This is a genomic window from Achromobacter seleniivolatilans, from assembly GCF_030864005.1.
Classification (GTDB): domain Bacteria; phylum Pseudomonadota; class Gammaproteobacteria; order Burkholderiales; family Burkholderiaceae_B; genus Achromobacter; species Achromobacter seleniivolatilans.
On record NZ_CP132976.1, the window covers coordinates 5,208,668 to 5,233,928 of the forward strand.

Genomic DNA, 25,261 nt, shown 5'->3' on the forward strand with positions numbered 1-25,261 from the left:
AGGCGCTCCTCGCGGAATTCAAGAAAAGAGGTAGGGACGCAACCCCGGCTCAACCCTTCTGGGTGACCGGCAGGTTGGCGGCCGACCAGGCGCGCATGCCGCCTTCCAGCGGAACCGCGTCAGCGAAACCTTGCGTGCGCAGCTTGGTGGCGGCACGGGCGGAATCACGGCCATTGTCGCAAACTACGATCAACGGCTTGTTCTTGGGCAGCGAGGCGGCTTTTTGTTCCAGATCGGCGGCGGGCACGCTGCGGGCCTGGGCGATGTGACCGGCTTGGAACTGTTCGGTGGGGCGCACGTCGATCCAGACGGCATTGCGCTGGTTGACCATTTGAATGGCTTCACCCGTGCTGATGGCCGAGCCCTTGCGGCCTTTGCGCAACGCGGGGATTGCCAGCATCACGCCGGAAATGACCGTGACGGCGACGATGAAGATGTTGTTTTTATCAAGCAAAAATTGCAAAAGATCCACGGGGCATCCTGAAATGTGACGATGAGCCTGCTATGGGCCGGTATAGGCCTGGTATGGGCGAACCCCTGGCCTGCCGCGAAGCTGCCGCGTCCAGGAAATGGACGGGTGCGCCAGAGCAGAATCAAGGGCAAAATCACTCAATTATAAAATGAGCGCATTCTTTAACCATCCCCTAACTTTAACCCGCGCTGCCAGCGTGCCAAACCATGCATAAACTTGTTCTGATGCGCCACGGCGAAAGCCAGTGGAATCTGGAAAACCGCTTCACCGGCTGGACTGATGTCGATCTGACCGATACGGGCCGTGAACAGGCCCGCCGTGCGGGCGAATTGCTGAAGAAAGAAGGCTACACCTTCGATCTGGCCTATTCGTCCCTGCTCAAGCGCGCCATCCGCACTTTGTGGATCGCGCTGGATGCCATGGACGCCATGTACACCCCGATTGGCGTGAACTGGCGCCTGAATGAACGCCATTACGGCGCGCTGCAAGGTCTGAACAAGGCCGAAACCGCTGCCAAGTACGGTGACGAGCAGGTGCTGATCTGGCGCCGCGCCTACGCCATCGCCCCGTTGCCGCTGGATCTGAACGACGAGCGTCATCCGCGCTTTGACAGCCGTTACGCCAAGATTCCGGCAGACCAGCTGCCCGCCACCGAGTGCCTGAAAGACACCGTGGACCGCGTGCTGCCGTTCTGGAATGAATCGATCGCCCCGGCCATCCGTGCCGGCCGCAAGGTGCTGGTCGCCGCTCACGGCAACAGCCTGCGCGCCCTGATCAAGCACTTGGATAATGTGTCGGATGACGACATCGTCAATCTGAATATTCCTACCGGCCAGCCGCTGGTATATGAATTGGATGATGACCTGCGTCCCATCCGCCACTATTATCTGGGCGACGCCGCCGAGATCGAGGCGGCCATGGCTGCTGTTGCAGCCCAAGGCAAGGCTAAGAAGGACTGATATTTATATGCGTCGCGCGGCAGGGGTGTTGTTGGCGGTCATGTTGACCGGTGGGGTGCTGTCGGCTCGCGCTGCGCCCAACGACCTTGCCGGGCGCCAGTCCGACGCCGAACGCCAGCAGGCCGCCTTGCGGGACCGCATCGAGAACCTGCAAAAGGATATCGACGGCCGCGAGGCAGCCCGCAAGGAAGCGGCCGACGCGCTCAAGCAGTCGGAATCCTCTATTTCCAAGATCAATCTGCGCCTGCGGGAACTGGCCGACGCCAATCGCCAGGCGCAGACGGACCTGACCGGCCTGGAAAAGCAGATCGGCGTGCAAGAAACCGTGCTGGCCAAGCGCCGGGTGGAGCTTGCCGATCAGCTGCGTACCCAATACACCAGCGGCCTGTCGCCGTGGACGGCGCTGCTGTCCGGCGACGATCCCCAACTGCTGGGGCGCAACCTGGGTTATCTGGACTACGTATCCCAAGCTCGGGCCAGCGCCGTGCAGGCGCTGCGGGCAGATATTGACCGCCTGGCCGCTTTGCAGGGCCGGGCCGATGCCCGGCGAGCCGAGATTGAAAAAGTCGTGGCGGAAACGTCAGAGCAGAAAACTGCCCTGATCGGACAGCAAAAAGAGCGGTCCACCTTGCTTGCCCAGCTGGAAGGGCAAATTGCCGCCCAGCGCGCCGAAGCCAACAAACTGGGGCGTGACGACCAGCGCCTGTCGCGGCTGATCACCGATCTGGACACGGCCATCGCCAAGCAGATCGAAGACGCCCGCCGTGCCGAAGAAGCGCGCAAGAAGGCGGAAGAGGCCCGACGGGTGGAAGAAGCCCGCCGCGCCGCTGAAGAAACCAAGAAGCGCGCCGAGGCCGAACGCCGCGCCGAAGAGGCCCGCAAGAAAGCCGAAGCCGACCGCAAACTCGCCGCCGATAGCGCAGCCCGCCGGGATCGCGATGCCCGCGATGCCCGTGAAGCAGCCCAGGCGCGCGAACAGGTCGAAGCGGCCTCGCGCCAGAATCGCGGTCCGGTCGCGGTGGCCGACCCCGATGCCGCCGGATTACGCCCGGCAGACCAAAGGCAGACCCGTCTGACCGGACCGGCGGAAGCTCCCCCCCCGGTAAAAACCGTGGAACCGCCGAAAAAGGCGGAACCAGTCGAACCCGAAACCACTCCAACCCGCACGGCATCCGCTTCCCAACCCGCGCGCGCTGCTCCGTTGGGCGGCGGCAACGGATTGCGCCATGGTCTGGCCATGCCGGTCCGGGGGCAGGTGCAAGGCCGTTTCGGGGTGGATCGCCCGGATGGCGGTGTCTGGCGGGGCGTTGTACTGCGCGCGCCAGAGGGCACCCCGGTCAAGGTGGTAGCTCCGGGCACCGTGGTTTACGCCGAATGGCTACGCGGTTTTGGCAATCTCATCATTGTGGATCATGGCCAGCAATACCTGACCGTCTATGCTTACAACCAAAGTCTGCTCAAACGGGTGGGAGATTCGGTGACAGGTGGCGATACTATTGCTACGGTAGGAGCAACCGGCGGCCAAGTGGAATCCGGCCTATACTTTGAAATTCGCCATCGTGGCGCTCCTGTGGACCCAGCCCAGTGGCTGGCGCAGTAGATCATGTGGTTGGTCAATACATGTCGTTGGTAAACAACCGTTGGTAAATTACCAAACCCCATCGGCGAAAACAAAATTCGGGAAGTGTGCATGGGCACTCGCAAGTTTCGCGGTTTCGGTCTGATTGCCATCGGTGCGGTGGCTGGCGTATTGCTTAGCGTTGGAGTGACTGCTGTCGCTCAGCGCGGCAGTCCCTTGCCCCTGGACGAGCTCAGGCAACTGAGCAATGTTTTCGCGGCCATCAAGAACAACTACGTCGAGTCGGTTGACGACAAGACGCTGATCGACAATGCCATCTCCGGCATGGTCTCCAACCTGGACCCGCACTCCGCTTACCTGGATGCCGACGCATTTCGTGAAATGCAGACGGCCACCCAAGGCGAGTTTGGCGGCCTGGGCATCGAGGTCGGCGCAGAAGACGGCTTCGTGAAGGTGATTTCGCCGATCGAAGATACGCCCGCTGCGCGTGCAGGCGTGATGGCCGGTGACCTGATCATCAAAATCGACGATACGCCCACCAAAGGCATGACCTTGAACGACGCGGTCAAGCTGATGCGTGGCGCGCCAAAGTCGCCCATCACGCTGACCATCATGCGCGCCGACCGCCCTCAGCCTATCGTGCTGAAGATCGTTCGCGACGTGATCAAGGTGCGTAGCGTGCGCAGCAAGATGCTGGACAACGGCATCGGCTACGTTCGTGTCGCCCAATTCCAGGAAAAGACCGGTTCCGATCTGGCCAAGCAGCTGAAAGAGCTGGGTGCGAAAGAAGCGCCCAAGGGCCTCGTGCTGGACTTGCGCAACGATCCGGGCGGTCTCTTGACCAGCGCCATTGGCGTGTCCGGCGCGTTCCTGCCGCCCGACGCCCTGGTGGTGTCCACCGATGGCCGTACGCCTGACGCCCGCCATAAGTACCTGGCCACGCCGTCGGAATACGCCCGCGGTGAAAGCAACTACCTGTCGGGCTTGCCCGCCTGGACCAAGACCGTGCCGATGGTGGTGCTGGTGAACGTGGGTTCGGCCTCGGCCTCCGAGATCGTGGCCGGCGCGCTGCAAGATCACAAGCGCGCCAAGGTGTTGGGCAATCGCACGTTTGGCAAGGGCTCTGTGCAGGTCATCCTGCCGCTGTCCGAAACCACGGCGGTCAAGCTGACCACGTCGCGCTACTTCACGCCCAGCGGCCGTTCCATTCAGGCCACGGGTATTGAGCCGGACTTCGTTGTTGCCGATACGGCCGACGGCGACCTGTTCCGCCTGCCGCGCGAAGCCGATCTGCAACGCCACCTGTCCAACCCGGAAACTTCCAACGAAGTGAAGTCCAATTCGGCGCAAGACAACGTGGACGTGCCGACCAAGGTCTTCGAGTTTGGCGGCAAGGACGACTTCCAACTGCAACAGGCGCTGAACGTGCTGGCCGGCAAGCCGGTCCAGAAGGGTTCGGCCCGCGCACAGGCCAAGGCTGACGCCAAGCCCGGTGGCGGCACCGCCCAGCGCATGAAGATTACGCCGACCGGAGTCGAGCCCAGCAAGGACAAATGAACGACGAGCAACTGCTGCGCTACGCCCGCCACATCCTGCTGGACGAGCTGGGAATCGAAGGGCAGGAAAAACTGCTGGCGGCGCGTGTGCTCATTGTGGGGGCGGGTGGACTAGGTTCACCCGCAGCCCTCTACCTGGCGACTGCCGGGGTGGGCGACATCACTCTGGCTGACGACGACATCGTCGAACTCAGCAATCTGCAACGCCAGATTCTCCATACGACGGCAAGCGTGGGCCGGCCCAAGGCCGAGTCCGGGCGCGACATGCTCGCGGCCTTCAATCCGCAAACCCGGGTTCATGCCCGTGTTGAACGGCTGAAGGACGAAGCCTTGTCCGAAGCCGTCTCGCAAGCGGATCTGGTGCTGGACTGCACCGATAATTTCACTACCCGCCACGCCATCAACCGCGCTTGTGTGCAGCATCGCAAGCCGCTGGTATCGGGCGCCGCTATCCGTTTTGACGGCCAGGTCAGCGTATACGACCTGCGCGACGACAACGCGCCTTGCTATCACTGCCTGTTTCCCGAAGCCGACGACGTCGAAGACGCCAATTGCGCCACCATGGGCGTGTTCGCGCCCGTGGTCGGCATCATCGGCAGCATGCAGGCCGCCGAAGCGCTCAAACTGCTGTCTGGCATCGGCGAAAGCCTGTCTGGCCGGTTGCTTTGGCTGGATGTACGCACCATGCAATGGCGCAGCGTCAATGTCCAGCGCGACCCCGAATGTGCGGTCTGCGGACATCGCGGACACTGACGCCCAGGCGGGCCAAGCTGAAAATTTGTTCTCACACAATGGCCTTATTGCCCTCGCGGACAATATAAAAGGCGTGAAATACCTGCTATAACGCCAGCCAGCCTACGTAAATCGGGTAGAGGGCTAAGGACGTGACAGTGTGGATACAGGACTGAAGTTCAGCTTGCCTAAGTGGCGCCTGACGCGCTGGCTCACGCATTCCGGGCACGATACGCCCGCGGATATCCGCGCGGCGCTGATTGCCAGCCTGTTTGGCACCCTGCCTATTTTTGCGGGCGGGGTCATCAATACCTTGATGATTTCGGGTGTGGTCGCCTGGCGCCGCCCCGAGCCGCTGTATATCTCTTGGCTGTTGCTGGAACTGGTACTGGCCATCATCCGGGTCACCATTCTGCGTTCGGCCCTGCGCGCTGCGGCCAAGGGCGGCAACACCCACACTGATGTCTACATTCTGTTGGCCCTGCTCTGGGCATTCAGCGTGGGCTACGGTGTGTTCATCACTTTCCTGAATGGCGACTGGCTGGCCGCGACCTTGGCCGGTGTGTCCTGCGGCGCAATGGCCGGGGGCATCTGCTTTCGCAACTATGGCGCGCCGCGCCTGGTCGGCGTCATGATCTTCCTGAGCCTGGGGCCGATGTGCCTGGGCGCGCTGTTCACTGGCGAATACGTGACTGCGATTGTGTTCATCCAGATTCCGTTTTATCTGGTCAGCATGAGCATCGCCTCTCACCGGCTCAATCGCATCCTGGTATCCACCATGTTGGCTGAACGCGATAGCGAGCGCCGGGCCAGTCAAGACGCATTGACCGGCCTGGCTAACCGCAGCGGTCTGCAAGCAGCGTTGGAGCGCGTGTGTTCCAGCGCACGCGGGCAAGACAGCGCCGCGGCGCTGCTGTACATGGACATGGACGATTTCAAGCGCATCAACGATACCTACGGCCATGCCGCGGGGGATCAGGTGCTGATCACCATCGCCCAGCGCATGCGCAGCATGTTGCGGGTCGATGATGTGGCTGCCCGCATCGGCGGCGACGAATTCATTGTGCTGGTCACCGGTATCGACGCAACCTCCGCATTGCGGCTGGGAGAACACCTGCTGCGGGATGCCTCGCAGCCGATTACCCTGGCTGACGGCACGCGTGTCAGTGTGGGGCTGTCGATTGGTATTTCGATCATGTCGGGCGCCAATCGCAGCCCGCAGGCGGCCCTGGATTCTGCCGACGCTGCCTTGTACCGCGCCAAGGCGCGAGGCGGACGCTGCTGCGCCGTTGCCGGCGTGGACGAGACCGAGGCCGAGGCCGAGGATACCGCGGTGGACAGCCGCGGAGCCGACACCGCCGCCCTGGCCTGATGGGCGGAGTGGCTGGGCGGGCCGGAACCGCCGATCTGCCAGAGACACCTGGCTTTTTTTTGGGCAAAAGTTATCAGATAACCTGAAAAATCTGCCTATAATTCCGGCATGTTAACCAAGAGCCTTACGCTTACCGAACAGGTAGCCCGCCAGATCGCCTCGGACATTGCCGATGGCGTGCATCCCGTCGGCTCCAAGCTGCCTCCGGGCCGGGTGCTGGCCGAACGCTTTGGCGTCAGCGCCGCCGTGATCCGGGAAGTCACCGAGCGGCTGCGTGCGCAGGGGTTGATCCAGAGCCGTCAGGGGTCTGGCAGCACGGTGCTGGCGCGCACGGGTGCGCAAGGCTTTCAGGTTTCCACCGGCATAGCCGTGAACCGGGAACAACTGGCCAGCGTGTACGAATTGCGCATGGAGCTGGAAGGGGGCGCCGCCGCCTTGGCAGCCGTGCGCCGCAATGCGGATGACCTGAGCGCCATGGCACATGCGCTGGCCAATCTGGAAGCCCACCTCGAGCATCCCGAGCAAGGGGTCGAGCAGGACCTCTCGTTCCACTTGGCCGTAGCCCAAGCCACACACAACAGCTACTACCAGGATTTGTTGCAGTACCTGAATCTGCAACTCCGCCTAGCCGTCAGCACGGCGCGCGCCAACAGCCGTCAGCAAGACGGTCTGAGCGCAGCGGTACACCAGGAGCACGTCGCCTTGTTCGAAGCCATTCGAGCGCGTCATCCCGAGCGTGCCCGTCAGGCGGCGATCCGCCATTTGAAGCAGGCGGCGAGCCGCCTGCAACTCGATCTACTCTTTCCCACGGCACCGCAGACATCATGAGCGCATCCGACTTTACCCAACGCTTGGTCCAGGCTCTGGGCCCCGACACCGTTTACACCGCCAGCGCCGATATTGCGCCGTGGTTGTCCGATTGGCGGGGCTTGTACAACGGGCAGGCACAGGCGGTAGTTCGTCCGCGCACGACCGCCGAAGTGGCGACCTGCCTGACGTTGTGCCAGGCGGCTGGCGTGCCTGTGGTGCCGCGTGGGGGCAATACCGGTTTGTGTGGCGGCGCGACGCCTGATGGCGGGGCCACGAACGTGGTGCTCAGTCTGGATCGCATGAATGCCGTGCGTTCGATTGATACCGTGGCCAACACCATGGTGGCGGAAGCCGGCGCCATCCTGGGCAATCTGCGCCGTGCGGCGCAAGACGCGGGGCGTTTGCTGCCGCTGAGCCTGGCGGCGGAAGATTCCAGCCAGATTGGCGGCAACGTCGCTACCAATGCGGGCGGCGTGAATGTGGTGCGTTACGGCATGGCGCGCGAATTGGTGTTGGGCCTGGAAGCCGTGCTGCCTACGGGTGAAATTTTTCACGGCCTGCGTACCTTGCGCAAAGACAATACCGGCTACGACCTGAAGCAGTTGTTGATCGGTTCGGAGGGCACGCTGGGCGTCATTACGGCAGTCGCGCTGCGTCTGTTCCCGCGTACCGATGTGCGCTCGGTGGTGCTGACCGCAGTGGAGTCGCCCGCGCAGGCCTTGCAGCTGTTTGAAATCCTGTTTGAACAATGCGGGGCGCGTCTTCAGGCGTTTGAGTACTTCTCGGGCGATTGCCTGGATCTGGTGCTTAAGCATGCCGAGGGTGTGCAAGAACCTTTCGATCAGCGTTATCCGGCTTACGTGCTGGTTGAGTTGGCTGACACGGCTGACGAGGCTGGTTTGAATACGTTGCTGGAAACGGTGATAGGCACGGCGCTGGAACGCGGGTTGTGTCTGGACGCGGCGGTGTCGGCGTCGTTGGCGCAGTTGCAGACGTTATGGAAGTTGCGGGAAGAAATCTCCGAAGCCCAACGCGCCGATGGTCCGCATTTGAAGCACGATGTGTCGCTGCCGATTGAACGCATTCCTGATTTCATGGTGTCGGCGGAGGCGCGCATTCGTGCGTTGTATCCGGATTTGCGGCCGTTTATCTTTGGCCATTTTGGCGATGGCAATCTGCATTACAACCTGTCCCGGCCGGCTGGCGCGGAGCGCGACTGGGTATCGGTGCATGGCGCGGCGATTACGGATGCTGTGCTGGATGAAGTGAACCGGTATGGCGGGAGTATCTCGGCGGAGCACGGGATCGGGCAGTTGAAGCGGGAGCATTTTTTGCATAGCAAGGATGCTGTGGAGTTACGGTTGATGCGGGAGATCAAGAGGGTTATGGACCCGGCCGGGATTATGAATCCGGGGAAGTTGCTGTAGGGGGGCGGTTTCTGCGTGCAGGGGGGGTAGGCGTGGCTGGGCTGGTTCTTTGTAGGCACTGCTGGGGGTCTTCGTAGGCCGCCCCTCGCCGCGGGCGCCGTGACTGCTCGCGCCCACGATTGCGGTCCGGAGCCTTCGCTCCGGACTTGCCTAGGCGGCCCCCCCCTTCGTCATCTTCGTCCGCCTTCGGCTACCTTCAGATTCCCTCGGGCGCATCGAGGTTGCTCGCAGCCACGTCGCCCGCGTCGAGGGGCTCTCGCTGTCTTAAGCCGGTGCGCTGCCAGGGCGCTGGTTACTGACGAGGTTTACGTTGCCTGCCTCTGCGGCCGCCCGGGCGGCGCGCTATCGGCTTACGCGTTGGGGGGCGTCGTAGCGGTGGTCGCTTGCGCGCATGCGCATAGCGGCTTGCTGATGATCTCGCTTGGTGGGGAAAAGCGATGGGCGGCGCGCGTTGGGCATCTATGCTTGAGTGCGGGCTTGTTGCGCGCCGCCCATCGGTTCTGGTGAAGGTTGGGGCTTTAGGGCATATTTCCCAAACTTTATAACTTGCCTAAACACCAACCCTCAGGACATATCTTCATACCGACTAAGTATTTTTCGCCATCCTCTCGCGGTGCCAGAATCCCTGCATACCTGTTTCATATCGGGATTCAAACATGTCACCGCTGCTTCGCCTGTTAGCCGTCACTGCGCTTTCTGTTGCCTTCACGGGGCCTGCGCATGCAGAAGATAAATCGACCATCACTGTTGGTATTTCGGTGGGTACGGCCGAGAAGATATTTGATGTGGTGCAGAAGGTTGCTGCCCGGGATGGGTTGACGATCAAGCTGGTCAAGTTCAACGATTATCAGCTTCCCAATGCTGCGTTGAATGCGGGGGATCTGGATGCCAATGCTTTTCAGCACAAGCCTTTTCTGGACAATCAGATCAAGGCGCGCGGCTTCGATATTGTTCCTGTTGGGCTGACGGTCACGGCGCCGTTGGGGTACTACTCGCGCAAGATCAAGTCGCTTAACGACTTGCCGGAAGGCGCGTCGGTAGGTATTCAGAATGATCCTTCGAACGGCAATCGCGCACTGCGGTTGCTGGCGGCGTACAAGATTATTACGCTCAAGCCCGAGGCCGAGGCGAAGAACACCGCGACGCCGTTGGATGTGGTGTCGAATCCGCGCAAGATCAAGCTGATAGCGCTGGACGCCGCGCAGCTGCCGCGTTCGCTGGATGATTTGACGGTGGCTTCGATCAATAACGACTATGCCGAACAAGCGGGTTTGGTGCCCGCGCGCGATGCTATCGGGCGTGAGGCGGCGGATGGTCCCTATGCCAATTTGATCGCCGTGCGCACCAAGGATCGTGATCAGCCGTGGGTGAAGAAGCTGGTGTCGGCGTATCAGTCGCCGGAGGTGCGCGCCTACATCGATAAGGAATTCAAGGGTTCGCTGATTCCTGCCTTCTAACGCGCGTCACCGGCGACTCATCATGAGCATCATTACCCTGGCGGGTAGCCCGTCTCAGCGGTCCCGTTCGTCTGCGTTGCTGCGGCATGCTGCACAACGGCTGCGTGCGCGTGGCCTGAATATCAGCGAGCTGGGGCTGCGCGATATTCCTTCCGAAGAATTGATCGAAGGCCATTACACCGGCGCGGCGGCGGCTGCATTGCGGGCGCGTGTGTCCAGTGCGGACGCGGTGTTGATTTCGACGCCGGTCTACAAGGCATCGTTTTCTGGCGGCTTGAAAGCGGTGCTGGATTTGCTGGATGAAAAGGCGCTGGCGGGGAAGGTGGTGCTTCCGATCGCAACGGGTGGAAGCCCCGCGCATTTGCTGGCGTTGGAATACGGGCTGAAACCCGTGCTGTCTGCGCTTGGCGCGCGCCACATCTTGGCTGGCGTCTATGCCACCGACACACAGGTGCGCGTGGATGACGATGGCCAGGTTCATATCGATGATGACGTGCGCCAACGTCTGGACGACTCCGTTGACCGGTTGTCGGATCAGGTGCTGCCCCGCGGCATTGTCGTCAACGAAGCCTTTGACCTGGGCCGGCTCGCGCTTGCGGGCGGTTTCAGCGTCTGACTCGGAGTGAGCTGATGGACGTTTTCTGGTTTATTCCCACGCATGGAGATTCGCGCTACCTGGGCACCAGCCAGGGCGCGCGCGCCGCGAGCTATGACTACTTCCGGCAGGTTGCCGTGGCGGCAGACACGCTGGGTTATGACGGTGTGCTGTTGCCCACGGGCCGCTCTTGCGAAGACGCATGGGTGGTGGCATCCAGCCTGATCGGCGCCACGCGCCAGCTGAAATTTCTGGTGGCGATACGCCCCGGTGTCAGTTCGCCGCAGGTCTCTGCGCGCATGGCCGCTACCTTTGACCGGCTGTCCGAAGGCCGTCTGCTGGTTAACGTGGTGACGGGCGGTGATCCGGGTGAATTGGAAGGGGACGGCGTGTTTGTCAGCCACGATGAACGCTATGCCATCACCGACGATTATCTGAAGATCTGGCGCGGCATTCTGGAAAACAGCCATCAGGCCGAAGGCTTCAGTTTTGAAGGCGAGCAACTGGTGTCCAAGGGCGGGAAGGTGATCTATCCGCCCGTGCAAAAGCCGTATCCGCCGCTGTACTTTGGCGGCTCATCCGAAGCCGCGCACGAGCTGGCCGCGGAACAACTGGACGTGTATCTGACCTGGGGCGAACCGCCTGACGCGGTTGCCAAAAAGATCGCTGATGTGCGCGCGCGTGCGGCGCGTCATGGGCGCACGTTGCGCTTTGGAATTCGGCTGCACGTCATCGTTCGCGAAACTGAAGACGCTGCCTGGGCGGCGGCCGACGAACTGATCAGCCACCTTAGCGAAGACTCCGTACGCGCCGCGCAAGCAGCGTTTGCCAAGATGGACTCCGAAGGGCAACGCCGCATGGCGGCCTTGCACGGCGGTAAGTTGAGTGACGGCAAGGGCGGGCGCTCGCATCTGGAAATTTCACCCAATCTTTGGGCAGGCGTCGGGCTGGTGCGTGGCGGTGCAGGCACCGCTCTGGTGGGTGATCCGCAAACGGTGGCCGCGCGCATTCAGGAATATGCCGATCTGGGCATAGACACTTTTATCTTCTCTGGTTATCCGCATCTGGAGGAGTCCTACCGTTTTGCGGAGCTGGTATTTCCGTTGCTGCCCGGCAAGGGCCAGCGCCAGGTTGGCAACACGGTGCTGACGGGACCGTTTGGCGAAGTCATGGCGACGGAACTCGTGCCGAAGGAATCGGCAAGCTGATGGCCGCGCCCGCCCAATCCGACCGTAAACGCCTTCTGCGTGCGGCGCTCACGCCTTGGCTGGCAGCTCTGGCATTGCTGGGGCTGTGGCAATGGGCGTCGCAGGCCGGGTGGTTGCCCGTGGTCTTGTTTTCGTCTCCATCGGCAGTCGCCCGGGCGGCGCAATCCGTCGCGGCGTCGGGCGAGTTGTGGGTACAGATTCAGATCAGCTTGTTGCGCGCCGTCGTGGCGCTGTTGGTGGGCGGTGGATTGGGGCTGGCGCTGGGCGTGCTGAATGGCTTGTCGCGAACGCAGGCGGGTGTGTTGGACGCCGCGCTGCGGTTGCTGGGCAACGTTACGGTCGTGGCGTTCATTCCTCTCTTGTTGCTGGGTGCAGGCGTTCAGGAAGGCGCCAAGCTCACATTGCTGTCGGCTGGCGTGTTCTTTCCCGTTTACCTGGGCGTGGTGCACGGCATACGCGGGGTCGATCCTGCCCTGATCGAAATGGCGCGTGCAGCGGGATTGACCGGGTGGCCGTTGTTGCGCGATGTGATGTTGCCGGGCGCTTTGCCCTCGTTGCTCTCTGGCCTGCGCTTTGCGCTGGCGCTGTTGTGGGGGTTGATCATCGCCGTTGAAGCGCTTGACGCGCAATCCGGGATCGGCAGCTTGGCCACACGTGTGCGTGATATTGCACCGGCGGATCTGGCGTTGTTGGCCGTTCTGCTTTACGTCGCGCTGGGCAAGGCCACCGATGTGCTGGTCACTGCGTCGACACGCCGGCTGCTGCGTTGGGCGCCTGCCGTCCGGCGGGCTGGCGCTTATTAGGATTCAAACCATGGCCAAGATTCAAGCGCGTGAAGATGTGCGTCCCGTGGAACCCGCGGGAGCTGCGCCCACACGGGCAAGCGATACCCCACGCGCCGTAGAAGCGCTGGCCGAGCAACTGGCCGCTACTGCCGTCGAACGGGATCGTCAGGGCGGGCATGCCGCCCACGAGCGCGAATTGATACGCGCAAGCGGCCTGCTGCGGCTATCGGTACCGGCCGCGTATGGCGGCACGGGAGCTTCGTGGTCTACCGTGCTTGGCGCCGTGCGCCGCTTGGCGGAAGCGGACAGCGCCTTGGCGCACGTGTTTGGTTTTCATCACCTGCAAGTAGCGGGTGTGCTGCTGTATGGCACACCCGAGCAGCACAACTATTTTCTCAAGCCCACTGTCGACCGGAATCTGTTCTGGGGCAATGCGCTGAATCCGCTGGACCGCCGCGTAGTGGCCCGCGCGGAACTGGACGGCTATCGCGTGGATGGCGTGAAGAATTTCAGTTCCGGCTCTGTCGGGTCTGACGTGCTGACGTTTTCGGCATGGCACAAGGCATCGGACACGGCGATCATTGCGGCGCTGCCGACCCAGGCCGAAGGCATCACCGTGAATCCGGATTGGGACGCTTTCGGACAGCGCCAGACCGACAGCGGCACGGTGCGGTTCGATCATGTGCGTCTGGAGGCGATCCAGGTGCTGCAAGCGCCGGGCACCGTGCCATCGGCGCGTGCCACGCTGCGTTCGCAAGTGGCGCAACTGATCATGACCAATCTGTATCTGGGCCTGGCACGTGGCGCCTTCCTCGAAGCGCGCCGCTATGTGCGTGAAGATGCGCGGCCCTGGTTTGCGTCGGGCGTGCAGCGCCATGCCGATGATCCCTATGTACAGGAGCGGTTTGGCGAGTTCTGGCTGCGCGTGCAGGCCGCGCAGGCTCTGGCCGATCTGGCAGGGCTGAAGCTGGATGCTGCGCTGGCGCGCGGGCCGTCTGTGACGGCCGATGAACGGGGCGAGGTGGCCGTCGCCGGCGCGCAGGCCAAGGTGCTGGCGCATCGCGCCGCGCTGGAAGTCGGCTCTGAAATCTTTGATGTGACGGGAGCCAGCTCGACCGCCGCCCGCCATGGGTACGACCGCTATTGGCGCAATGCCCGGGTGCATACCTTGCACGACCCCGTGGCCTACAAAATTCGTGACCTGGGCCGCTACGCGTTGTTGAACCAGATCCCTGAACCTACTGCTTATTCCTGATGCGGCCGACCTTGCCTGGATTTTTTCAATGACCGACATTTCCCCTATTCCCGCCGTGCCGCAGCCGGTGATCCGGCTTGATGCCGTGAGCAAGTCGTTCGCCACGCGAGCGGGCCGATTCGACGCCGTGCGCAGCGTGTCGCTGTCGATCCGTGCAGGCGATACCTTCGGCATCATCGGCAAGAGCGGCGCGGGCAAGTCCACGCTGCTGCGGCTGATCAATCTGCTGGAACGTCCGGATGAAGGCGCGGTGCATGTGGCGGGCACGGAACTCACAAGCCTGTCCAAGCGCGACCTGCGCGGCGCTCGGCAAAACATCGGCATGATCTTCCAGCAGTTCAATCTGCTGCAGAACGAGACCGTGTTCGAGAACGTCGCGTTTCCGCTGCGCGTGCATGGCGGACGTGACCGCGACCAGATAGCGGCCCGTGTCCGTGAATGTCTGGACATCGTGGGGCTGACCGACAAAACCACGAGTTATCCCGCCCAGCTGTCAGGGGGCCAGAAGCAGCGCGTGGCGATCGCGCGCGCATTGGCCAGTGAACCCGCCGTGCTGCTGTGCGATGAACCGACTTCCGCGCTGGACCCCGAGACCACGCGGTCGGTCCTTGCGGTGCTGCGCGACATCAACAAACGGCTGGGCGTGACCATCGTGATCGTCACGCATGAGCTGGCCGTGGTGCGGGCCTTGTGCCGGCATGTCGCCGTCATGGAAAACGGCGAAGTGCTGGAGCAGGCTGAGATTTCGGGGGCCAACGTGCATTTGTCTTCGGCGCTGGGCCGCGAGCTTATCCGCGAGGCCACCCATCCCTACGAAGAGGTCGCGTGATGCTGGAAACTTTTGTGCAATTGCTGCCCGAGCTGGGCGTGGCGGTGGATCAGACTTTTTTGATGCTGGCCATTGCGCTGACTGCATCCATCTTGCTGGGCGGGCCGCTGGGCGTTCTCGTATTTTTGACCGGCCCCGGCCAATCGCTCGACAGGCCGGTGGTGCACCGTCTGTTGAGCTGGACAGTGAACACCGTGCGCTCCTTTCCTTTCATCATTCTGTTGGTTGCGCTGGTGCCGTTCACCCGCGTGATCGCAGGCACCTCCATCGGGCCGGTGGCAGCTGCCGTGCCGCTGTCATTCGCGGCGATTCCCTATTTCGCACGGCTGGTGGAGCAATGCCTGCGCGAAGTGCCGCGTGGCGTGATTGAAGCCGCCCATGCTGCCGGCGCATCCGAATTGCAGATTGTGCGCCGCGTCTTGCTGGTGGAAGCGCGTTCGGGATTGGTGCTGGCGTTAACCGTGCTGGCCGTCAGCTTTCTGTCGTACTCAGCCGTTGCCGGCGTGGTGGGCGGCGGCGGCATTGGCGACCTGGCCATCCGCTACGGCTACTACCGGTTTCAGTCCGATGTGATGGTGCTGACTGTGGCGCTGCTCGTCGTGCTGGTGCAGATCATTCAAGTCGCGGGCAATACCGTCGCGCGGCATATCGACAAGCGTTGATTCTTGAGGACTACCATGTCATTGACCCGCAATATCCTGGCCGTGGCATTGGCCGCCCTGACGTATGCCGGCGCTGCTCAGGCCGCGGACCCCGCCAAGAAAGAGATCGTTTTCGGCGCCACGGCGGGGCCGTACAGCGATCAGATCAAGCTGGGTATCAAGCCTATTCTGGAAAAGCAGGGTTACACCGTCAAGATCGTCGAGTTCAATGATTACGTGCAGCCCAACTTTGCGCTGGCGCAGGGCGCGCTGGATGCCAACGCCTTTCAGCACGTGGTCTATCTGAAGAACTTTGCGGCCAAGAACAAGTTGGAATTGTCCGAACTGGTCAAGGTTCCTACCGCACCCATCGCGATCTACAGCAAGAAATACAAGAGCGTCGATGCCGCCCCGGATGGTGTCAGTGTGGCTTTGCCGAATGACCCGACGAATCAGGCGCGCGCGCTGGTGGTGTTGCAGGATCTGGGCTGGGTAAAACTGCGAGAGGGCTATGACCCGTTGCAGGCGTCTGAAAAGGACGTGGCGGTCAATGTGAAGAAGATCAAACTGATTCCACTTGAAGCCGCTCAACTGCCGCGTTCGCTGGAAGACACCGACTATTCCTTTGTGAACGGTAACTTTGCGCTGGCTTCGGGGCTGAAGCTGACGTCGGCGCTGGCCTTGGAAAAGACCACGCCCACCTACCAGAATCTTGTCGCTGTGCGTACGGCTGATTTGAACAAGCCGTATGTGAAGGATATTGCGGCGGCCTATGCGTCACGTGAATTCCTGGACGTTACCGAGAAGTCATTCGCCGGTTTCGTGAAGACCGATTATCAGCAAAAGCTGGAAGCGGCCCGCTAGGGCGTCCGGCGCGTAGGCGCGGCCATGTTCATCCATCCGAACGAGTTCGAGCTACTACAGCATCTGGAAGTGCCGGGGCCTGCGCAGCAGGAGCCCGCGCCTGCCAGCGATCAGGGCGTCGCCGCGCCGGTGCGCGTGACCTTGCGCAAGCTCTGCAAGCGCTACGGCACGCGCATCGTGCTCAACGGATTGGATCTGGATATTGCCGCCGGAGAGTTCGTGGCGGTGGTTGGCCGCAGCGGCGCGGGCAAGAGCACGTTGCTGCGGATTCTGGCCGGGCTGGAACGCGCCAGCGGAGAGCAGGGCGGAGCGCCTGCTCGCTCGCCCGTGCTGTTCGACAACTTTCCGCAATGGGCGGCAGACGAGCGGGTGAGGCTGCTGTTCTCCGATGCGCGTCTGTTGCCGTGGAAGCGCGTTCTGCAAAACGTGGCGCTGGGTCTGACAGGGAATGCCCGTGTTCAGGCGGCAGGCGCCTTGCGTCAGGTGGGCCTCCACGGCCGTGGCGCGGACTGGCCTGCGCAACTTGACGCCGGGCAGCGCCAACGGGTGGCGCTGGCACGCGCTTTAGCGCGACGGCCCGGGTTGCTCTTGATGGATGAGCCGCTGGGCGCGCTGGATGCGCTGACGCGTATCGAGATGCAGGAGGCGCTTCTGCAAGCCTGGCAGCAAGAGCGGTTCACGGCAGTGCTGGCAACCCGCGACGTCATGGAGGCTGTGGCACTGGCCGATCGCATCCTGGTCATCGACGAAGGCGTCCTGGTGTTTGACGAGCGCGTGGCGTTGGTCCGGCCGCGCGCCCGTGGATCGGCGGCCTGCGCCGCATTGGCGGCGCGAGTGCTGCGGGCCGTTCTGAAGCAACCCGAACCGCCGGATTCGGACAGGCCGTTGGCGCCTGTCATTCAGATCCGGCATCTGAGGCTGGCGGTGTAGCGCCGCTGGCTCCGTATTTCCCGACAGGCGCCATGGCGGCGCCGACTTATCCTTCAGGAGCAAGACTATGAGCATTCAATCCATCAACGCCCGCAACCAGTTCCGCGGCAAGATCAAGGAAATCATCCTGGGTTCCGTGGTGTCCGAGGTGGACGTGGAAACGCCCGCTGGCATCGTCACGTCTGTTATCACCACGCGCTCGGTGAAGGAATTGAATTTGCAGGTGGGCACCGAGGTGCTGGCGTTCGTCAAGGCAACCGAGGTCTCGATTGCCAAGCTGTGAAAATGAGTAGAACGACGCCGGCGCTTCCCCTGCGCCGGCGTTAGGCATATATTGTCAGCGCGATACCCGTCGGTTCCGTCCTGGTTGTAGATACATGCTGTGCATTACGGAGAACGGTTTATGCGTCGACTGCAAGGGTGGTTCATCGGCTGGTTATGCCTGGGGCTGGCGGTTTGTCTGCCTGTTGCAGCGCAAACCAAGCTGGATAATGCGCAACTGGATCAACTGATGGCGCCCGTGGCGCTCTATCCGGATTCACTGTTGTCGCAAATTCTCATGGGGGCAACCTACCCCGACGATATCGCGGCGGCAGCCAAATGGTCGGCCGCCCACACTTCGGAATCGGGCGATAAGGCCGTCAAGGCTGTTGAGGGCGAAGCCTGGGACCCCAGCGTCAAATCGCTCGTCGCATTCCCCTCGGTCATGGACTTGATGGGCCGCCAGCCGGATTGGGTCAAATCGATGGGCGACGCTTTTCTGGCGCAACCTGATGCGGTGATGGATTCGGTTCAGCGCCTGCGCACGCAAGCGCAAAAGGCCGGCAATCTGAAGAGCACGCCTCAGCAGAAAGTCACGACCAACACGATTGAAAACAAGACAGTGGTGGTGATTGAACCGGCTGACCCGCAAGTGGTCTACGTTCCCAGTTACAACCCCACCGTGGTCTATGGCGCCTGGGCTTATCCCGCCTATCCACCGGCTTACTACCCGCCGCCGCCGGGTTCGGTTTTCGCGACATCGCTAGTGGCTGGCATAGGCTTTGGCCTGGGCGTGGCGGCCGTGGATTCCATGTGGGGCGGATTTAATTGGGGGCATAGCGACGTAGACATCAACGTCAACCGCTACAACAACATCAATACGAACCAGCGGATCAACAACGTCAATAACAACAACGTGGCTTGGCAGCACAATCCGGCCAACCGGGGCAATACGCCTTATGCGGATAACGCCAATCGCCAGCGCTTTGACAGCCAGCGGCAGGCCGGGGTGCAGAACCGGGCGGCGGGACAAACCGCTGGCCAGGGCCCGCGCGCGGGGCAGGGACAAGGTTTGAATCAAGGCCAGGGCGCCAGGCAGCCGGGCGCGGCGACGGGGGCGGCAAACTCCCGTGAAGCGGCCCGCGACCGTGCGGCGCAATCGTTCGAGGGACGTACTGGGCAATCCATTCCCGGTCATTCTGAACCCGGCGCCGGGCGCGGACAATCCGCGGCAGGCCGGGGCGGCGACGGCGCGGGTGGCCGTGGCCAAGGCCAGGGTGCAGGTGCAGGCACACGCCAAGCCCAGGGCCAAGCTCAAGGTCAAGGTCAAGGCGCACGCGACCGGAGCCAGGCCAATTCGCAAGCGCCCCGAACATCGGGCGCATCCACGCAAGATCGCCAGGCGGCGGCGCAGCGGCAACGATCGGATGAGGCAGCGGCTCGTGACCGGGGCCGCGCGTCCAACAGCAACAATGCCCTGAGCGACGCGGGCAACGGCGACCGCGTGCGGCAGCAGAGCCAGCGCACCGAAATGAACCGTGGCGGTGGCGGAGGCGCCGGAGTCCAACGCGGTGGAGGCGGCGGAGGCGGGGCTCGTCACGGCGGTGGCGGTGGCGGCGGTGGCCATTTCGGTGGGCGGAGGTAAGGAACATGAACAACGGAGCTTTCATGAGAAATACCTGGGTCCATCGTATTCGCGCGCTGACGGCGGTGCCGGTGCTGGGGTTGGCGCTTGCCGCCCCGCTTGGCGCGCAAAGCCTCTACCCCACGCCACAGGCGGCAGCGGATGCGTTTGCTGACGCGCTTGCGACCAGCGATCTAGCCGCGATGGCCAAGGTATTGGGGCCAAATCACAGGCAAATCGTGCCCGGCGGCGTTGCACAAGACGATATCTACCGTTTTCTGGCCGGGTGGGCTCAGAAGCATGAAGTGGTGGCCGATGGCGGACGCGCCTGGCTGGCCGTGGGCGACTCTGGCTGGACCATGCCCGTGCCCATCGTGCAGGCTGGCAAGGGATGGCGTTTCGACCCTGTCCAGGGCAAGGCGGAAATCCTTCGCCGTGCGATGGGCCGCAATGAGTTGACCGCCATCGAGACCTTGCAACAATTGCAGGCGGCCCAGACGCGTTATCAGCAGGGCGTGGGCCAGGGCCGCTATGCGAGCCGGCTGGTCAGTCAGCCCGGCACCATGGACGGCTTGTACTGGCCGGAAGTGCCGGGATCGCCGCCGCAGGCCTTGGGGCCAGACGCATTGACGATGGGACCTGAGGTGCCGGTGGCAGATGCCTACTACGGGTATCGCTACAAGGTGATTCCGAGCAAGCAGGGCATCGACTACCGTATCGTTGCATGGCCGGCGCGCTACGGGCAGACGGGTATCGGCACCTTTGTCATCGGCCGGCAGGGCGGGGTGTTGGAGGCCGACCTTGGGCCGTCGACGGCAGCGCGTGCAGCAGCGCTGCGAGACCGGGATATTGTTGGTGGCGCCTGGGTCGATGCCAACGCGCAACCCGTTGGCGCCAAATGATTTTTTGGGATGTGGGGCGGGATTCAGGGCGGGGGTTGTTGCTGCGTCGCAACAGGCGTGAGCGTTTGTCGACAAACCCCGGCCTGTTGGCCATTTGACAGGCCGCTGTGCCTAAAATGGCTGCCATTGGGATCTGTGCCTGATCCCCTTTTGCCGGACCTAGAAATTGAACCCCTTGCAATTTGTCCGCTGCGCCGTATTCGGCGTGGGGATGGCGCTGAGCGCCGCGGCGTCTGCCGCCCCGATTTTTGTCCTGAACTCCCTGGATGCCAACGTCAGCATCATTGACCCGGTGTCCTACAAGGAACTGCGGCGCGTCCCGACCGGGAAAGAACCGCATCACCTGTATCTGACTCCGGATGAAAAGTCGCTGATGGTGGCCAACGCCACCGGCAACACCATCACCATGATGGACCCCAAGACGGGCGAAGTGCAGCGCACGTTGACCGGTATCGTCGATCCTTACCAATTGCAGTTTTCGCCGGACATGAAGTGGTTCGTCACGGCCGCTAACCGCTTGGACCATATCGACATCTATGCCTGGCAACCGCAGGAAAAGGGCGCCGAGCTGAAACTGGTCAAGCGCGTTCCGGCTGGCAAGACGCCCAGCCACATCATGATCGACAAGAAGAGCACGACGGCCTACGTCACGTTGCAGGACAGCGATCAGCTGATCGCCATCGACCTGGCGACCCAGACGCCGAAGTGGACGGTATCGGTGGGCAAGACCCCGGCGGATGTGTTCCTGACGCCCGACCAGAAGACCTTGCTGGTGGCGCTGACGGGCGATTCCTTCGTGGAAGCCTATGACGTCAGCAATGGCCCGGCCAAGCTGATCAAGCGCATTCCGACCGCAGCCGGTGCGCACGCGTTCCGCGCACAGGGCGACAAGCGCCATCTGTTTGTCAGCAATCGCACGGCCAATTCCATCAGCCGCATCGATATGCAGACCTTGGCGGTCACTGACACCTTCGCGGTGCCGGGCGGCCCTGACTGCATGGACGTCCTGGCCGATGGCAAGACGCTGCTGGTGACGTCGCGTTGGGCTCGCAAGCTCACCGTGGTGGACCTGGAACAGAAGAAAGTGGTGAATCAGGTGTCTGTGGGCAAGTCGCCCCACGGCGTCTGGACGCTGAACCATGCTCCGACACGCTAAATTCTCTGTCGTCACTACGCTATGCCTGGCGCTGACCGTCACGGCGGCCGGCGCCGCGCCAGCGACCTGCGATAAGCCGGTCTACCTGACATTCGACACCGGCCACATGGGCGTGGCGCCGCTGATCGCCGACGTGTTGGCGCGTCATAACGTCAAGGTCACGTTCTTCCTGGCGAACGAACGCACCAAAACCGACGGAACCAGCCTGGATGATGTCTGGGCGCCGTGGTGGAAGGCGCGCGCGGCGGAAGGCCATGCTTTTGGCTCGCACACTTACGATCACGTGTATTGGCAGGGCGACCTGCCCGGCGGCAAGTTCCGCGTAAAGCCCAGCGCCGGTCCAGACACGGGCAAGCGCGCTGAATGGACGGCCGAGCAGTATTGCGCCGAGATCAAGCGTTCCGCCACGCGGTTTCATCAAATGACGGGGCATAACATGCTGCCGCTATACCGCGCGCCGGGCGGCAAGACGTCTCCTGCGTTGTTGAAGGCGGCCAAGGCTTGCGGCTTTGAGCATGTGGGCTGGGCGCCAGCGGGTTTCCTGGGTGATGAACTGCCCAGCGACAAATACCCGAACGCCAAGCTGCTGGACCAGGCGTTGCGCACCATCAAGCCGGGTGACATTCTGCTTGCTCACCTGGGCATCTGGTCGCGCCAGGACCCCTGGGCGCCCGCCGTGCTTGAGCCCCTGATTGTGGGCTTGCAGCAGAAGGGCTATTGTTTTGCTACCTTGAATACGCATCCCGCTTACCGCGATTGGATCGCTACGCATCATTGATCATGGATACGCTTAGTCAATTCTTCGGGGCTTGCCAGCAATGGCTCTTCGAAACGCTGATTCAGCCCGCGCTGTTTCATCTGGGCATGAGCAACTTTATCGAGGACGGCTACGACGCCACGATGTGGCTGCTGGTCGGGCTCTTGCAGGTGGTCGTGCTGTTGCTGGTATTCGGCCCGCTACAGCGCCTGCGTCCGGTTGAGCCTGTCACCGATCGGCGTCAGATCGGCATCGACGTCCTGTACACGCTGATTCACCGGCTGGGCGCATTCCGGCTGATCCTGTTCTTCTCGATCGACCCGTTCTGGGACAGCGTGTTCGGCCAACTCCATATCTGGGGTTTCGCGCCGTTTCAGCTGGACCAGTACTGGCCGGGCGTCACGGATAAAGCTTGGGTCAGCCTGATCATCTACCTGCTGCTGTTCGACGCGGTGGATTATTTCTACCATCGTGCCCAGCACCGCTTCGGCTGGCTCTGGGCGCTGCATGCCGTGCATCACAGCCAGCGCCAGATGACCATGTGGAGCGATGACCGCAACCACTTGCTCGATGACATGCTGCGTGACGTGCTGGTTGTCTTCGTGTCACAACTGGTGGGCGTGCCGCCCGCGCAGTTCGTGGTGATCGTGGCCATTACCCAGTTGGCGCAGAGCTTCTCGCACGCCAATCTGCGCATGCATTTTGGGGCGCTGGGAGAACGCATACTGGTCAGCCCGCGCTTTCACCGTCATCACCATTCCATTGCCTACGACGCTTCGTCTCCGGGCCCGGCGGGCGGCTATAACTTTGCCGCGCTGTTCCCGATCTGGGACGTGCTGTTCCGCTCGGCGCGATTCGGCGTGGGTTACGGCCCGACCGGTATCCACGACCAGCGCGAGGAATTGGGCGGACGCGACTATGGCCGCGGCTTCTGGTCCCAGCAGTGGCTGGGGCTAAAGCGCATGGTGGGCCGCGATCGTGAACCGGCGGCGGCGCCTCCCAGCCCTCCCGGCACTGCGGAACGAGCGTGATCGCTCTCCGCCACCCTTAAGCAGGCGGCCGGCTAGCCGGCCGCCTGCTTAAGAGCATTCCATCGAGAAGTTGTGTGGCTACGCTTTTCCGGCATCGTCTAGCCGCTTCAGGTCGAATATCAGATTTATCCAATATTGATGTTGTCTGTTTGGCGGCAAACTAGTCGGTTGCAGTGATTGGCTCGCACAACGCTAGGCAACATGTCGGCGCGGTGTGAAAGCACTCCAGGGAGTTCGCCATGACCGACAACGCCTCAGCCGCTCCGCGTATCGCACCGATGTCTTACGATGCGCGGGGCCTACCTGTATACAGTTGCACTCTGACCCCGGCGCATATTCGCGACCCGGTGCTCTGTTTGGTGCCCCCTGCGGGCATATTGCCTGTGGTGTTTGTGCCGGGCATTATGGGTTCCAACTTGAAGTCGGCGGGACAGCCCCGAGAACAGAGCGAGCCTGTCTGGCGCCTGGATGCGGGGCTGGGCGGTCACCCTCTCACGTTGTTTAGATTTTGGAGTGGTGAATCCGCAGGGACTCGTCAGAGGGTTCTGCATCCCGAACGTGTCACGGTGGATAACGATGGCGCCGTGCCTTCGCGTGCTGCGGGTACCGTGATGGAGCCGCCTGGCGAACCGGCCAGGCAACGCAAACAGGCGTTGAACGACCGCTATCGTGAGCGGGGCTGGGGGGAAGTCAGCGAAAGCAGCTATCACTCGTTTTTGCTGTGGCTGGAAGACACCTTGAATAGCAGCTACCTTCCGCATCAGTGGCCGGCATTTCAACTGAATTCCAAGCATCTGGAAATGCCCGACAACGGGGCGCCTCACCCATGCCTAAAACCCGGGTTGGATGTTCCGCTGGCTGCCCTTGGTCAGCAGTTGTTGCGTGAACTGCCCCATCTGAAAACCGACGACCTTTCAGCCCGCGCTGAATACCGGATGCCAGTCCATGCTGTTGGCTACAACTGGCTGGGCGACAACGAGGACGCGGCAAAAAAGCTGGCCGCCCGTATCGAAGAGATACGGCATCAGTACGGCAGGAATTGTCAGCAAGTCATCCTGGTTACCCATTCTATGGGCGGACTCGTGGCACGGCGCTGCGCGCAGTTGCCTGGCATGAGTGACCTTATTGCCGGCGTGATACACGGCGTTATGCCCGCCGCTGGCGCGCCAGTGGCCTATCGTCGGTGTAAGGTGGGCATGCAGCAAGAAAGCGCGATGGCCGGCGCGGTGATCGGCACGACGGGCAAAGAGGTGACGGCAGTATTTGCCCAGGCGCCGGGCGCGCTGCAATTGCTGCCCACTAAGAACTATGCGGCAGGATGGTTGCGGGTGCAGGATCAGAACGATGCACCCGCGATGGCCGCCCGTCCGGTCGCGGACCCCTACGACGAAATCTACTTGCGCCGCGATCGCTGGTGGGCTATGTTGCGCGAAGAATGGCTGGCGCCTGTAAACGGAACTCCTCTTTCATGGGACGACTACGCCGAGAATATTGGAATGGCAAAACGGTTCCATGAAAGGATCAACGGGGCTTATCACCCCAATACATACGTGTATTACGGTGCGGATCCTAACCAACCCAGTTTTGAATCCATCTGCTGGAAAATGCGCCGAGGCCAGGGGCACCCGGACAACCCATTGGGTGTGTCGCCAGACGCTATTGTTGTTTCCAGTATGACGATGGCGGATGTCCGCGATTCCGGCTCTAGCCCCCAGTATGTCGGCGGAAAGCGCATCGAACAAGAGGTGCGGACCAAAGGAGATTGGTACGTGCAGACCAAGGAAATCAGCCATTGGGAACTGCATTGCGCCATGCAGGATGGCAGTGGCGACGGCACGGTTCCCGTCAGCTCCGGTAAAGCGCCAGCCATGCAGGCCCGTGAGGGTCAAGTGCAGGCACAGATCAAAGCAACCGGTTTTGATCATGAAGGCTCTTATGGTGTTGCGCTGACCCGGCATATCACGCTGTATGCCCTGATCAAAATCGCGGCCAAAGCCAAGCGTCCGCTATGAATCGCTTGATATCCCAGCTGTGCCTGTTGCTGTGCCTGTCCCCGGGC

At 62.2% G+C, this 25,261-nt stretch carries 24 protein-coding genes; 23 read left to right on the plus strand and 1 reads right to left on the minus strand.

Annotation, left to right across the window (positions count from 1 at the left end; translation table 11 throughout):
• Positions 1-49 precede the first annotated feature (49 nt).
• Positions 50-472, minus strand: a complete 423-nt coding sequence (locus tag RAS12_RS23570) for a rhodanese-like domain-containing protein (protein ID WP_306941949.1) — start codon at positions 470-472, stop codon at positions 50-52.
• Between the two features lie 206 nt (positions 473-678).
• Between RAS12_RS23570 and gpmA the strand changes: the two genes are divergently transcribed.
• The 23 genes from gpmA (at position 679) to RAS12_RS23685 (ending at position 25,214) form a co-directional block, all read left to right on the plus strand.
• Positions 679-1,431: a 2,3-diphosphoglycerate-dependent phosphoglycerate mutase gene (gene gpmA, locus RAS12_RS23575; RefSeq protein WP_306941952.1), complete on the plus strand. Its 753-nt coding sequence runs from the start codon at positions 679-681 to the stop codon at positions 1,429-1,431.
• A gap of 7 nt (positions 1,432-1,438) precedes the next feature.
• Positions 1,439-3,031: a murein hydrolase activator EnvC family protein gene (locus tag RAS12_RS23580; RefSeq protein WP_306941954.1), complete on the plus strand. Its 1,593-nt coding sequence runs from the start codon at positions 1,439-1,441 to the stop codon at positions 3,029-3,031.
• A 90-nt stretch (positions 3,032-3,121) separates the two neighbouring features.
• Entirely contained in the window at positions 3,122-4,567 is a 1,446-nt protein-coding gene (locus RAS12_RS23585) for a S41 family peptidase (protein WP_306941956.1), read from the plus strand.
• The gene (locus tag RAS12_RS23590) at positions 4,564-5,319 is read left to right on the plus strand and encodes a HesA/MoeB/ThiF family protein (protein ID WP_306941958.1); all 756 of its coding nucleotides are present in this window, start codon (positions 4,564-4,566) and stop codon (positions 5,317-5,319) included. Before RAS12_RS23585 ends, RAS12_RS23590 begins: the two co-directional genes overlap by 4 nt.
• A gap of 139 nt (positions 5,320-5,458) precedes the next feature.
• The gene (locus RAS12_RS23595; RefSeq protein WP_306941959.1) at positions 5,459-6,670 is read left to right on the plus strand and encodes a GGDEF domain-containing protein; all 1,212 of its coding nucleotides are present in this window, start codon (positions 5,459-5,461) and stop codon (positions 6,668-6,670) included.
• Between the two features lie 108 nt (positions 6,671-6,778).
• Entirely contained in the window at positions 6,779-7,498 is a 720-nt protein-coding gene (locus RAS12_RS23600) for a FadR/GntR family transcriptional regulator (protein ID WP_306941960.1), read from the plus strand.
• Positions 7,495-8,907 (plus strand): FAD-binding oxidoreductase, encoded by a 1,413-nt coding sequence (locus RAS12_RS23605; RefSeq protein ID WP_306941962.1) that lies wholly within the window; start codon positions 7,495-7,497, stop codon positions 8,905-8,907. The genes RAS12_RS23600 and RAS12_RS23605 overlap by 4 nt, the downstream gene beginning before the upstream one ends.
• A gap of 656 nt (positions 8,908-9,563) precedes the next feature.
• Positions 9,564-10,364: a MetQ/NlpA family ABC transporter substrate-binding protein gene (locus RAS12_RS23610; protein WP_306941964.1), complete on the plus strand. Its 801-nt coding sequence runs from the start codon at positions 9,564-9,566 to the stop codon at positions 10,362-10,364.
• 22 nt (positions 10,365-10,386) lie between these two features.
• The gene (gene ssuE, locus RAS12_RS23615; protein ID WP_306941967.1) at positions 10,387-10,980 is read left to right on the plus strand and encodes an NADPH-dependent FMN reductase; all 594 of its coding nucleotides are present in this window, start codon (positions 10,387-10,389) and stop codon (positions 10,978-10,980) included.
• Positions 10,981-10,994: 14 nt separating this feature from the next.
• Positions 10,995-12,167, plus strand: a complete 1,173-nt coding sequence (ssuD, locus tag RAS12_RS23620) for an FMNH2-dependent alkanesulfonate monooxygenase (protein ID WP_306941969.1) — start codon at positions 10,995-10,997, stop codon at positions 12,165-12,167.
• Positions 12,167-12,970, plus strand: coding sequence for an ABC transporter permease subunit (locus RAS12_RS23625; protein WP_306941971.1), 804 nt, complete (start codon positions 12,167-12,169; stop codon positions 12,968-12,970). The genes ssuD and RAS12_RS23625 overlap by 1 nt, the downstream gene beginning before the upstream one ends.
• A 10-nt stretch (positions 12,971-12,980) precedes the next feature.
• Complete coding sequence (locus tag RAS12_RS23630) at positions 12,981-14,207, plus strand: acyl-CoA dehydrogenase family protein (RefSeq protein ID WP_306941972.1); 1,227 nt, start codon at positions 12,981-12,983, stop codon at positions 14,205-14,207.
• Between the two features lie 28 nt (positions 14,208-14,235).
• Complete coding sequence (locus RAS12_RS23635) at positions 14,236-15,036, plus strand: methionine ABC transporter ATP-binding protein (RefSeq protein WP_306941974.1); 801 nt, start codon at positions 14,236-14,238, stop codon at positions 15,034-15,036.
• Positions 15,036-15,698, plus strand: coding sequence for a methionine ABC transporter permease (locus RAS12_RS23640; protein ID WP_306941975.1), 663 nt, complete (start codon positions 15,036-15,038; stop codon positions 15,696-15,698). Before RAS12_RS23635 ends, RAS12_RS23640 begins: the two co-directional genes overlap by 1 nt.
• A 15-nt stretch (positions 15,699-15,713) precedes the next feature.
• Complete coding sequence (locus tag RAS12_RS23645) at positions 15,714-16,541, plus strand: MetQ/NlpA family ABC transporter substrate-binding protein (protein WP_306941976.1); 828 nt, start codon at positions 15,714-15,716, stop codon at positions 16,539-16,541.
• Between the two features lie 24 nt (positions 16,542-16,565).
• Positions 16,566-17,471, plus strand: a complete 906-nt coding sequence (locus RAS12_RS23650) for an ATP-binding cassette domain-containing protein (RefSeq protein ID WP_306941977.1) — start codon at positions 16,566-16,568, stop codon at positions 17,469-17,471.
• Between the two features lie 67 nt (positions 17,472-17,538).
• On the plus strand, positions 17,539-17,754 hold the full coding sequence (locus RAS12_RS23655; RefSeq protein WP_306941979.1) for a TOBE domain-containing protein: 216 nt from the start codon (positions 17,539-17,541) through the stop codon (positions 17,752-17,754).
• 120 nt (positions 17,755-17,874) lie between these two features.
• Positions 17,875-19,377 carry a DUF3300 domain-containing protein gene (locus tag RAS12_RS23660; protein ID WP_306941982.1) on the plus strand — a complete coding sequence of 501 codons (1,503 nt, stop codon included), beginning with the start codon at positions 17,875-17,877 and terminating at the stop codon, positions 19,375-19,377.
• Positions 19,378-19,400: 23 nt separating this feature from the next.
• Entirely contained in the window at positions 19,401-20,258 is an 858-nt protein-coding gene (locus tag RAS12_RS23665; protein WP_306941984.1) for a DUF2950 family protein, read from the plus strand.
• A 175-nt stretch (positions 20,259-20,433) separates the two neighbouring features.
• Positions 20,434-21,414, plus strand: coding sequence for a YVTN family beta-propeller repeat protein (locus RAS12_RS23670; RefSeq protein WP_442538743.1), 981 nt, complete (start codon positions 20,434-20,436; stop codon positions 21,412-21,414).
• Positions 21,398-22,192 carry a polysaccharide deacetylase family protein gene (locus RAS12_RS23675; RefSeq protein WP_306941985.1) on the plus strand — a complete coding sequence of 265 codons (795 nt, stop codon included), beginning with the start codon at positions 21,398-21,400 and terminating at the stop codon, positions 22,190-22,192. Before RAS12_RS23670 ends, RAS12_RS23675 begins: the two co-directional genes overlap by 17 nt.
• A 2-nt stretch (positions 22,193-22,194) precedes the next feature.
• A complete protein-coding gene (locus RAS12_RS23680; RefSeq protein ID WP_306941987.1) occupies positions 22,195-23,202 on the plus strand; it encodes a sterol desaturase family protein in 1,008 nt (335 codons plus the stop codon).
• 239 nt (positions 23,203-23,441) lie between these two features.
• Positions 23,442-25,214, plus strand: a complete 1,773-nt coding sequence (locus tag RAS12_RS23685) for an esterase/lipase family protein (RefSeq protein ID WP_306941988.1) — start codon at positions 23,442-23,444, stop codon at positions 25,212-25,214.
• Positions 25,215-25,261: the final 47 nt, after the last annotated feature.